The 8,890-nt window shown below is 73.0% G+C and carries 6 protein-coding genes; all 6 read left to right on the top strand.

Annotated elements, in window-relative coordinates; genetic code table 11:
• On the top strand, nt 1-1,434 hold a 1,434-nt coding region (locus tag AC1DY2_RS10280; protein WP_476762336.1), incomplete at its 5' end, for a (2Fe-2S)-binding protein.
• The gene (gene cobA / locus AC1DY2_RS10275; protein WP_476762335.1) at nt 1,431-2,207 is read left to right on the top strand and encodes a uroporphyrinogen-III C-methyltransferase; all 777 of its coding nucleotides are present in this window, start codon (nt 1,431-1,433) and stop codon (nt 2,205-2,207) included. The genes AC1DY2_RS10280 and cobA, both read left to right, overlap by 4 nt.
• Entirely contained in the window at nt 2,204-3,334 is a 1,131-nt protein-coding gene (locus AC1DY2_RS10270) for a uroporphyrinogen-III synthase (protein ID WP_476762334.1), read from the top strand. Before cobA ends, AC1DY2_RS10270 begins: the two co-directional genes overlap by 4 nt.
• A 140-nt stretch (nt 3,335-3,474) precedes the next feature.
• Entirely contained in the window at nt 3,475-4,911 is a 1,437-nt protein-coding gene (locus tag AC1DY2_RS10265) for an MFS transporter (protein WP_476762333.1), read from the top strand.
• Nucleotides 4,912-4,922: 11 nt separating this feature from the next.
• Nucleotides 4,923-7,052 carry a molybdopterin oxidoreductase family protein gene (locus AC1DY2_RS10260; RefSeq protein ID WP_476762332.1) on the top strand — a complete coding sequence of 710 codons (2,130 nt, stop codon included), beginning with the start codon at nt 4,923-4,925 and terminating at the stop codon, nt 7,050-7,052.
• Nucleotides 7,049-8,656: an FAD-dependent oxidoreductase gene (locus tag AC1DY2_RS10255; RefSeq protein WP_476762331.1), complete on the top strand. Its 1,608-nt coding sequence runs from the start codon at nt 7,049-7,051 to the stop codon at nt 8,654-8,656. Before AC1DY2_RS10260 ends, AC1DY2_RS10255 begins: the two co-directional genes overlap by 4 nt.
• The last annotated feature ends 234 nt before the right edge of the window (nt 8,657-8,890 follow it).

Below are 8,890 nucleotides of genomic sequence, written 5' to 3'. Positions count from 1 at the left end.
CTGCGGCCCCTGCTCGGCACGCAGCTGTCGAGTGAGCCCGCCGCCTACCTCTCGGCGTCGGGCATGGAGGCGCCAGCCGGTGATGAGCTGCCCGCGGGCGCCCTCGTCTGCGCGTGCAACAACGTGAGCGCGGGGACCATCCGCGACGCCGTCGCCGGTGGCCACGCCGATCACGTCGAGGCATGCACCGACCTCGGCGAGCTGAAGGCCTGCACCCGCGCCGGGACGCAGTGCGGTTCGTGCGTGCCGCTCGTGAAGAAGCTCCTCGAGTCCGAGCTCACGAAGGCAGGCATCACGCCCTCGCGGGCGCTCTGCGAGCACTTCGAGCTCTCGCGCCAGGAGCTGTTCGAGTCGATCCGCGTGCTCGAGCTCACCTCGTTCGACGAGATCGTCGCGCGCCTCGGCACGGGGCGAGGCTGCGACGTCTGCAAGCCGGTCGTCGGGTCGATCCTCGCCACCCAGCACGGGTCGTACATCCTCGACGGCGGCCGCGGCGGCCTTCAGGACACGAACGACCGCGCCATGGCCAACATGCAGAAGGACGGCACCTACTCGGTCGTGCCGCGCATCCCCGCCGGCGAGATCACCCCGCAGAAGCTCGCGGTGATCGCCCAGGTCGCCACCGACTTCGGCCTCTACACCAAGATCACCGGCGGCCAGCGCATCGACCTGTTCGGGGCGCGGCTCGACCAGCTCCCCGACATCTGGAAGGTGCTCGTCGACGCCGGCTTCGAGTCGGGTCAGGCCTACGGCAAGGCGCTCCGCAACGTGAAGAGCTGCGTGGGCTCGACGTGGTGCCGCTACGGCGTGCAGGACTCCGTCGCCATGGCCGTGCAGCTGGAGCTGCGCTACCGCGGCCTCCGTTCACCGCACAAGCTGAAATTCGGCGTCTCGGGATGCGCTCGCGAATGCGCCGAGGCCCGCGCCAAGGACGTCGGCGTCATCGCGACCGACCAGGGCTGGAACATGTACGTGGGCGGCAACGGCGGGTTCCAGCCGGCGCACGCGCAGCTGCTCGCCGGCGACCTCGACGACGAGACGCTGCTGCGCTACATCGACCGCTACATCATGTACTACATCCGCACGGCCGACCGCCTGCAGCGCACCGCACGCTGGATCGAGGACGTGGAGGGCGGCCTCGACCACGTGCGCGACGTCGTCGTCAACGATTCGCTGGGCCTCGCCGAGGAGCTCGAGCAGGCCATGGCCCGGCACGTCGACACCTACGAGGACGAGTGGGCGGCGACCCTCGCCGATCCCGACCGGCTCCGACGGTTCCGGTCGTTCGTGAACGCCCCGAACACGCCCGACCCCTCCATCGCGCGGGTGTCGGAGCGCGACCAGTTCCGGCCCGCCACCGCCGAGGAACGGGAGCGCGGCGAGGCCGTGCTCGTCGCAGGGACGACCATCCCCGTGCGGGGAGCCGACTCATGACCGGCCGGGTGACCCTCGTCGGCGGCGGCCCGGGGCGTGCCGACCTGCTTACCGTCGCCGCGGTGCGCGCCCTCGGCGAGGCGGACGTGGTGCTCTTCGACCGCCTCGCGCCGTACGAGGCGCTCGCGGAGTACGCGCCGACCGCCGAGCTCGTCGACGTCGGCAAGCGGCCCGGCCACCACGCCATCCCGCAGCACGAGATCGAGGCGCTCCTCGTCGAGCACGCGCTCGCGGGGCGGCACGCCGTGCGCCTGAAGGGCGGCGACCCCTACGTGCTCGGACGCGGCAGCGAGGAGGTGCTCGCCTGCCATCGTGCCGGGGTGTCCGTCGAGGTCATCCCCGGCGTCACGAGCGCCGTCTCGGTGCCCGGGGCCGCGGGCATCCCCCTCACCCATCGCGGCCTCAGCCATCTCTTCACGGTCGTGTCGGGCCACGCGCCGCTGACCGCGACGGAGCTCGAACACCTCGCCGGTCTCGGAGGCACCATCGTCGTGCTCATGGGCGTCAACTCACTTCCGTCGCTCACGGCCGGACTCGCGCGCTTCGGCATGCCGGCCGACATGCCCGTGGCCATCGTCGAACGCGGCTTCCGCCCCGACCAGCGCACGACCATCGGCTCGCTGACCGACATCGTCGTGGCCGCCGGCCGCGCCGGCGTCACCTCGCCGGCCGTCGTGGTCGTCGGCGAGGTCGTGCGCCTCGCGCACGACGGCGATGCGAGCGCCGCCGAGCTCATGGAGCGCGCGGCCGGGTTCGCGGCGGTCGCCTCATGACCGACGTCATCGAGTGCGCGCCGGGCTTCCGGCCCGACCAGCTCGAGGGCTTCCGGATCGGCGTCACGAGCGACCGCCGCTCGGCCGACCTCATCGACGCGCTGGCGAGGCGGGGCGCCCAGGTGCTGCACGCGCCGACGCTGCGCATGGCCAACGCGGTCTCCGACGATCCGGTCATCGCCGACACGCGCGCGATCATCGCGGCCCGACCCGACGTGCTCCTGGCCACGACGGCCTACGGCGTGCGGCGCTGGTTCGAGGTGGCGGATGCCGCGGGCCTCGGCGAGGACCTCGTCGACGTACTGTCCGACACGGCGATCCTCGTGCGCGGGCCGAAGGCGCGCGGAGGCATCCGGGCCGCCGGACTCAACGACGTGGGCATGAGCGCCGAGGAGACGACGGAGTCGCTCATCGACGAGGTGCTCGCGACCCACCCACCGGGCCTGACCGTCGCCGTGCAACTGCACGGGTTCCTGAACCCGTCGCAGCTCGACCGCCTGCGCGACGCCCACGACACCGTGCTCACGGTCGAGCCGTACCGGTGGATCGAGACGGACGAGGACGACGACCGGGTCGACCGGCTCATCGACGCGACCTGCTCCGGGGGCCTGGACTGCATCACGTTCACGAGCGCCCCCGCCGTGCATGCACTGTTCAGCGCCGCCGAGGCGCGCGGGCGCTACGACGACCTCATCGACGCCATGTGCGGCCCCGTGGTAGCGGCCGCGGTCGGCCCCGTGACCGCTGCGCCGCTCGTCGCGGCGGGCATCACGCCGATCCAGCCCGAGCGCTACCGCATGGGCGCCCTCATCCGGCTCGTCTGCGAGCACCTCGAGTCGACGCGCGTCATCCGCCTGGAGACCCGACACGGAGCGCTCGCGCTGCGCGGTTCGGTCGTCGACGTCGCCGATCGCCGCGTCTCCCTCGCCCCGGTCGCCCTGATGATCCTGCGCGCGCTCGTGCAGGCGCGCGGCTCGGTGGTCGGGCGGGAGCGGCTGGCCGCGGGGCTGCCGGGCACGAACGACGAGCACGCCCTCGAGGTTGCGCTCAGCCGCCTGCGGCAGACGATCGGGGTACCGGGGCTGATCGCCACCGTGGTCAAGCGCGGCTACCGGATCGACGTGTGACCACGACCTCACACGACCGTGCGGTCAGGGTGAGCAGGTGGAGACGCAGGGTTTACGACCGGACCGATCCGCGGAAACACCACCCCCATAGCGTCGGCAGCACGAGTTCGACCCCGTGACCGACACCCCCGGAGGCACCGATGACGCAGACCGTGAGCAGCGCTCCCCCGCAGGCCGCCGCACCCCTGGCCGCTGACCCGAGCATCACCACGACCACCAGCACGACCGCGACCACGACCGCGCTGCCGCTGGCGACCCGGCCCGGTCGCTGGATCGACCACTGGAACCCCGAGGACCACGCGCAGTGGGAGTCGGTCGGCCGGGGCATCGCCCGTCGCAACCTCCACTGGTCGATCTTCGCCGAGTTCCTCGGGTTCGTCGTCTGGCAGCTCTGGTCGATCGTCGCCGTCACGCTGCCTGCGGCGGGCTTCGACCTCGACACCGGCCAGGTGTTCTGGCTCATCTCGATCCCGAGCCTCGTGGGCGCGACCCTCCGCATCCCGTACTCGTTCCTCGTGCCCCGCTTCGGCGGTCGCAACTGGACCATCGTCTCGGCCGGCCTGCTCCTCCTGCCCACGATCGCCCTCGCGGTGTGCGTGTCCAACCCCGAGACGCCGTTCGGGGTGCTGCTCCTGGTCGCGGCGCTGGCCGGCTTCGGCGGCGGCAACTTCGCGAGCTCCATGTCGAACATCACGTTCTTCTACCCGCAGCGCGAGAAGGGCTGGGCGCTCGGCCTGAACGCCGCAGGCGGCAACCTCGGGGCATCCGTCGCCCAGTTCGTCGTGCCGATCGTCATCACGATCGGCGCGGGCGCGACCCTCAACGTGCCCCTCGCCGGCATCATCTGGGTGCCGCTGATCCTCGTGGCCATGTTCGGCGCCTACCGGTACATGGACAACCTCTCGAGCGCGAAGGCCGACTTCGCCGGCTCCGCCGCAGCGCTCCGGGAGCCGCACCTCTGGATGCTGTCGCTCCTCTACATCGGCACGTTCGGGTCGTTCATCGGCTTCGCGAGCGTCTTCCCGAAGCTCATCGCCGACCAGTTCCCCGAGTTCTCCGCGATCAGCGTGGGCGGCGCGTCGGTCTCCCTCGCCTTCCTCGGCGCCCTCGTCGGGTCGCTCGCCCGTCCCTACGGCGGCCGCCTCTCCGACCGGTTCGGCGGCGCCCGCATCACGATGGCCGCGTTCGCGGTGATGGGCACCGTGACCCTCGCCGTGCTGCTGACGCTCCCGGTGGCGAGCTTCTGGCTGTTCCTCGGCCTCTTCCTGCTGCTGTTCGCCGCGGCCGGCATCGGCAACGGCTCGACCTACCGCATGGTCCCCGTGGTGTTCGCGGTGCGCGGCGGCGGCGCCGGCGACGTGTCCACCCAGCGGAAGGCCGCGGCCGCCCTCGGCCTCATCTCCGCGATCGGCGCGTACGGCGGCTTCCTCATCCCGCAGGCGCTGAACCTCTCGTTCCAGTCCACGGGCGGGTACGCCGCCGCGTTCCTCGGCTTCGTCGCCACCTACGTCGTGCTCCTCGTGCTCACCTACGTCGTCTACGTGCGGTCGAGCCGCCTCCGCGAACACAAGATCTGAAACGAGTCCGGATGCCCCGTCCCGCCGCCCCCTCGCACTGCCCGTACTGCGCGCTGCAATGCGCGATGACCCTCACGCCGACGGATGCCGCGGACGACGCGACCGCTGCGACGCCCGTGACCGTCAGCGGCCGCGACTTCCCCACGAACCGCGGCGGCCTGTGCAAGAAGGGATGGACGTCGGCGGAGTTGCTCCGCGCACCGTCTCGCCTCGGCGCCCCGCTCCTGCGGGGCGCCGACGGCGCGCTCCACGAAGCGTCGTGGGAGGAGGCGCTCGACCTCGTCGCGGCGCGCCTGCGCGGCATCCGCTCGGCGCACGGCGCGGACGCCGTGGGCGTCTTCGGCGGCGGCGGGCTCACGAACGAGAAGGCGTACCTGCTCGGCAAGTTCGCACGGCTCGCGCTGGGCACGAGCCGCATCGACTACAACGGCCGGTACTGCATGTCGTCGGCGGCCGCAGCCGGCAACCGCGCGTTCGGCGTCGATCGCGGCCTGCCGTTCCCGCTCGAGGACCTCGACGGGGCGCGCACCGTGCTCCTGCTCGGCACGAACGTGGCCGAGACGATGCCGCCGTTCATCGGGCACCTCGGGGGCGCGCAGGCCGCGGGCGGCCTCGTCGTCGTCGATCCCCGGCGCACGGCGACCGCGCGCCTCACCGACGATGGGAAGGGCCTGCACGTGCAGCCGGCGCCGGGCACCGACCTCGCCCTGCTGCTGGGCCTCATCCACGTCGTCATCGCGGAGCGACTCGTCGACGCCGACTACGTGGCTGCCCGCACGACCGGGTTCGAGTCGCTGCGCCGCAGCGTCGCGTCGTGGTGGCCCGAACGCGTGCAGTCGGTGACGGGCGTCGCGGCGCTCACGCTGAAGCGGCTCGCGCGGCGCCTCGCGTCGGGAGACGGCACGTACATCCTCACCGGGCGCGGAGTGGAGCAGCACGTCGACGGCACCGACACCGCGACGGCCGCGATCAACCTCGCACTGCTTCTAGGCCTCCCGGGCCGAGCGGGCAGCGGCTACGGCACCCTCACCGGCCAGGGCAACGGGCAGGGCGGCCGCGAGCACGGGCAGAAGTGCGACCAGCTGCCGGGATACCGCAAGATCACGGATCCCGAGGCCCGTGCCCATGTCGCTCGCGTGTGGGGCGTCGCGCCCGAGGACATCCCCGGGCCCGGAGTGCCGGCCGTGGAGCTCCTGCAGTCGCTCGGGCGTCCGGGCGGCGTGCGCGCGCTGCTCGTGCACGGCTCGAACCTCGTCGTCTCGTCGCCGAACGTGGAAGCGGTGCGCGAGGGCATTGCGCGACTCGACCTCCTCGTGGTGTGCGACTTCTTCCTGTCCGAGACGGCGGCCCTCGCCGATGTCGTGCTCCCGGTCACGCAGTGGGCCGAGGAGGAGKGCACGATGACGAACCTCGAGGGCCGCGTCATCCGTCGCCGCCGTRCCATCACCCCGCCCGCGGGGGTGCGCGACGAGTTGTGGGTCCTGTCGGAGCTCGCCCGCAGGCTGGAGTGCGGCGCCGCGTTCGACACCGACCCCGAGCGGGTGTTCGAGGAGCTCCGCGACGCGTCGGAGGGCGGCATCGCCGACTACTCCGGCATCGACTACGCCATGCTCGACCGCGGCGAGGCGGCGTACTGGCCGATGCCGCGGGGCAGCGCGGGCACTCCGCGCCTCTTCGCCGACCGGTTCGCGCACCCCGACGGGCTCGCCCGGCTGGTGGCCGTGTCGGTGCGCGAGTCCGCGCGGCCGCGCCCGGCCGACGGCGAGCTCACCCTCGTCACCGGACGGCTCCTCGAGCACTACCAGAGCGGCGCCCAGACCCGGCGGGTGCCCGAGCTGCTCGGCGCCCAGCCCGAGGCGTTCGCCTCGATGCATCCGGCGACCGCACTGCGCCTCGGCATCGACGACGGCGATCCGCTCGAGCTCACCAACCCGCGCGGCACGATGCGCTGCCGCGCGAGGCTCACGACCGACATCCGACCCGATGACGTGTTCCTGCCGTTCCACTACGGCGACGCCCAGGCGGCCAACCTACTGACGAGCGACGCGGTCGACCCGATCTCGTCGATGCCCGAGTTCAAAACCAACGTCGTGCGCGTCACCTGCGTCGCGAGCCGCATGGAAGCCGGGGTCCCCGCATGAGCGCACTGAGGATCGTCCTCGTCGGATACGGCCCCGTCGGCGCCCGCTTCGTCGAGGAGCTGCTGCCGTCGGTCGAGCGCGGCGACATCGCGCTCACGGTCGTCGGCGGCGAGCAGACCGAGGCCTACAACCGGGTGCTCGTCGCCGAGTACGCGGTCGGCAACACCGACCTCGACGCCATGCTCGTCGGCGATGCGGCGGCCGCCGAGGCGGCGGGTGCCCGCATGCTCGTGGGCGTGGCTGCCACCTCGATCGACCGGGCGTCGCGAACGGTGCGGCTCGGCACGGGCGAGGAGCTGCCCTACGACCGTCTCGTGCTGGCCACCGGGTCGCGCGCGAACGTGCCGACCCTCGACGGCGTGGAGCGGCACCGCCGCGACCTCTCGTCGCTCGAGAAGTACGCGCGGCAGCTCGTGGCGCGCGACGACGAGCTGCCCGAGGGCATCACGGCGCTCCGCGACGTCGCCGACGCCGAGCGGGTGCTCGAGGCCGTACGCGCTCGTCGCCGCATCATCGTCCTGGGCGCCGGGGTGCTCGGCCTCGAGCTCGCCCTCGCCGCGGCCCATGCCGGCGCGCAGGTGTGCGTCGTGCACCACGGGCCGCACCCCATGCCGCGCAACCTCGACCGCGGCGGCGGGCAGGTGCTGCGTGCGGCGCTGCGGCGTACGGGCATCACCGTCATCGCGCACAGCCGTGCGGAGGCGGTCGCGTTCCGCACGGACGAGAACGGCCGGCGCCGGTTCGACATGCTCGTCACCGCCGACGGCAAGCAGCTGCGCGGCGACCTGCTCGTCCTCTCCTGCGGCGTGAGCCCCCRCAACGAGCTCGCCACCCTCGCGGGCCTGCGCACGGCCGTCGGCGTCGTCGTGAACGAGCGGCTGCAGTCGTGGAGCGACCCCGACGTGTACGCGATCGGCGACTGCGCCCAAGTGACGCCGCGCACCGATGAGCTCGCGGGCCAGCGCGTGCTGCCCGGCGCGCCGTCGGGCCTCATCGGACCGGGCTGGCGCCAGGCGTCGTGGCTCGCCGCCGCGTTCACCGACGAGGCAGCGGGGCGCGGGACGGATGCCGCGGTGCCGGGCGAACGGGACCCGATCGTGATGCTCAAGGCCGAGCACATCGACGTGGTCGCCGTGGGCGAGATCGCGGCCGACCCGTGGGACGACGACGCCCTGCAYCCGCGCCGCCGCGTCTCGCAGTGGGCCGATCCCGAGCACCTCCGCTACGTGAAGATGGTGACCGAGGACGGCGTGCTGACCGGCTTCGTGAGCGTCGGGATGCCGCGCACCGCCGCCGAGCTGACGCTCCTGTTCGAGCGGCGCGGCGAACTGCCCGCCGACCGCTCCCTGCTGCTGCGGTTCGACGGTCCCGACTACGATCCCGCGGCCGACGCCGACGCGTTCGCGCCGTCGAGCACCGTGTGCTGGTGCAACGGCGTCACCGTGGGGCGCATCGAGGAGTCGGCAGCCTGCGGCAACACGACCGTCGAGTGCGTGGGCCGGGACACGCGTGCGGGCACGGGATGCGGCGGCTGCAAGGGCCGCATCGCCGACGTGCTCGCGCGGGCCGCGGAGGCGGACGGCACGCCGAGCCTCACCGCCTGAGGTCGCCGACGGGGAGCCCGCTCGTCGCGCGCTCCCCGAAGAGTCGGCGTCGCCGCCGCCATTCGTACGCCTCAGGCGCGCTCGCGGCGCGCGGCGTCGACCTGCTCGTACCGCTCGAGCACCAGTTCGACGAGCTCGCGCGGCGCCGGACGGTCCGGCAGCAGCAGCGGATCGGCGATGACGTCGCCGCCGGCCGCGGTCGCCGCGTCGTAGAACGTGCCGGGCGCCAGTAGG

The organism is Agromyces sp. P1_H4 (genome assembly GCF_056405255.1).
This window is presented reverse-complemented; position numbering and strand designations above follow the sequence as displayed.

What these genes read in the sequence shown, in the direction of transcription:
- cobA (WP_476762335.1), top strand. Translation starts at nt 1,431, where the DNA reads ATGACCGGCCGGGTGACCCTCGTCGGCGGCGGCCCGGGGCGTGCCGAC.
- AC1DY2_RS10270 (WP_476762334.1), top strand. Translation starts at nt 2,204, where the DNA reads ATGACCGACGTCATCGAGTGCGCGCCGGGCTTCCGGCCCGACCAGCTC.
- AC1DY2_RS10265 (WP_476762333.1), top strand. Translation starts at nt 3,475, where the DNA reads ATGACGCAGACCGTGAGCAGCGCTCCCCCGCAGGCCGCCGCACCCCTG.